Here is a 1,502-nt window from a genome sequence, read left to right on the forward strand (position 1 = left end):
GCTCAGTAAAGCCTTTAGGATGGGGATTTTTAATCCAGCTATAGACGGTGAATTTGCTGATCTTGTAGCGCTTTGCAACAGCGCGCCAAGTTTCTCCATTAGCAATATCGTTAAGAATTTTCTGCCGGAATTGGCTGCAGTAGGTCATAGGATATGCTCAGTTTGTTTTTGATAATTCTACTACAAGTTGTTTTTTATATCTGCTTTGGATAGATTGGATTATAAGTGATTTGACTATATATAGTGCAATCAGCTAAAAAACAAAACATCCTATAGCCCTTATCTAACCATTCTATCGGTAGATAACGTTCTGTTTTTTAGCTGATTTGACTATAACTAGTCTAGTAGCCTTTCACTATATATGCCCATTTTTATCTTGATTAGAGTCTATATAGAGTTCAGAAATTGAAAAAAGATAAGCTAAAGGCAAATTATAATGCTACCATTATCTTTGCTTGCACTTAATCTGGCTTTCTCTTATTTGAATTCTATTCACGCCCTAGTAAAGCATTAAGAAAGTAATCTAAATTGACAAATTATAATAATATAAATTATCATTATTTATGTCGGACATTCTACCGACCTTGAAACTGATATTTTAGGAGTTAAAATATGAAAATGAAGCTAGTAATTGGTTCAGCATTAGTCATGCTTTTAGCTATGCAAGCAAATGCTATGGCGCCCCGTCCAACATCCGTTAATCCCTATAATGGTGTTGGTTGCACTAAAGAATATGACCCCGTTCCTTATACTAAAAAAGATGGAACTGTTGTTACAGCCCCTAACCCTTGCGTTGCTGCAAAATGGAAATCTGAAGGAGTGTGATATCCTCTGGTTAACCAAAGTCCTTGCTTAGGCAAGGACTTTTTTATTTTGTAGTAATGCTAGCAATATTTTTATTTGCATCACTCTTATTTTAAGCTTCGCCTCTTGGCGCATAACCATAACCTCTGCTCTCATATAATTTAAAACCACTTTCATCTAAGTCAGCTATCTCTTTTCCAGCTTGTTTGAGCTCTCTTAACTGCTTAAGAAATGATGCCCGTTTTGCGCTATCTGCTTTTGGATGATTTACCGTCTTTTTTTAAGCGTCATCCCAATTCTTTTTAACGCACGCCTAATAGATTTTTGGCTACAACCAAATCGCTGCGCTCGTTCCCATTGATAGTCATCGGGATAAGCTTTGACATCTGCTTTCAGAAGCTCATTATCTATTTTTAGGAGTTTAAATACGCGTTTCTTACGTTCAGGATTCTTCTTCCAACGTTGTATGGTTGTTCGGCTGAGTTATATAGTCAAATCACTTAGAATCCAATCTATCCAAAGCAGATATAAAGAACAACTTGTAGTAGAATTATCAAAAACAAACTGAGCATATCCTATGACCTACTGCCGCCAATTCCGACAGAAAATTCTTAACGATATTGCTAATGGAGAAACTTGGCGCGCTGTTGCAAAGCACTACAAGATCAGCAAATTCACCGTCTATAGCTGGATTAAAA

The 1,502-nt window shown here is 36.3% G+C and carries 5 protein-coding genes; 2 read left to right on the top strand and 3 right to left on the bottom strand.

Annotated elements, in window-relative coordinates; genetic code table 11:
- A partial coding sequence (locus tag A5N85_RS17930; RefSeq protein ID WP_143143319.1) for a helix-turn-helix domain-containing protein occupies positions 1-148 on the bottom strand: 148 nt, incomplete at its 3' end.
- Positions 149-612: 464 nt separating this feature from the next.
- Here A5N85_RS17930 and A5N85_RS13230 point away from each other — a divergent pair.
- Complete coding sequence (locus A5N85_RS13230; RefSeq protein ID WP_072577597.1) at positions 613-825, top strand: hypothetical protein; 213 nt, start codon at positions 613-615, stop codon at positions 823-825.
- 27 nt (positions 826-852) lie between these two features.
- Here the strand turns inward: A5N85_RS13230 and A5N85_RS17085 are convergent, their stop codons facing one another.
- Together A5N85_RS17085 and A5N85_RS17390 are read right to left on the bottom strand one after the other, a co-directional pair.
- Complete coding sequence (locus A5N85_RS17085) at positions 853-981, bottom strand: hypothetical protein (protein WP_281268152.1); 129 nt, start codon at positions 979-981, stop codon at positions 853-855.
- Positions 982-1,071: 90 nt separating this feature from the next.
- Positions 1,072-1,272: an IS630 transposase-related protein gene (locus tag A5N85_RS17390; protein ID WP_084601808.1), complete on the bottom strand. Its 201-nt coding sequence runs from the start codon at positions 1,270-1,272 to the stop codon at positions 1,072-1,074.
- Positions 1,273-1,381: 109 nt separating this feature from the next.
- On the opposite strand from A5N85_RS17390, the gene A5N85_RS17935 reads away from it, so the two are divergent.
- On the top strand, positions 1,382-1,502 hold a 121-nt coding region (locus A5N85_RS17935), incomplete at its 3' end, for a helix-turn-helix domain-containing protein (protein ID WP_143143320.1).

This window comes from Suttonella ornithocola (assembly GCF_001889065.1).
GTDB classification, from domain to species: domain Bacteria; phylum Pseudomonadota; class Gammaproteobacteria; order Cardiobacteriales; family Cardiobacteriaceae; genus Suttonella_A; species Suttonella_A ornithocola.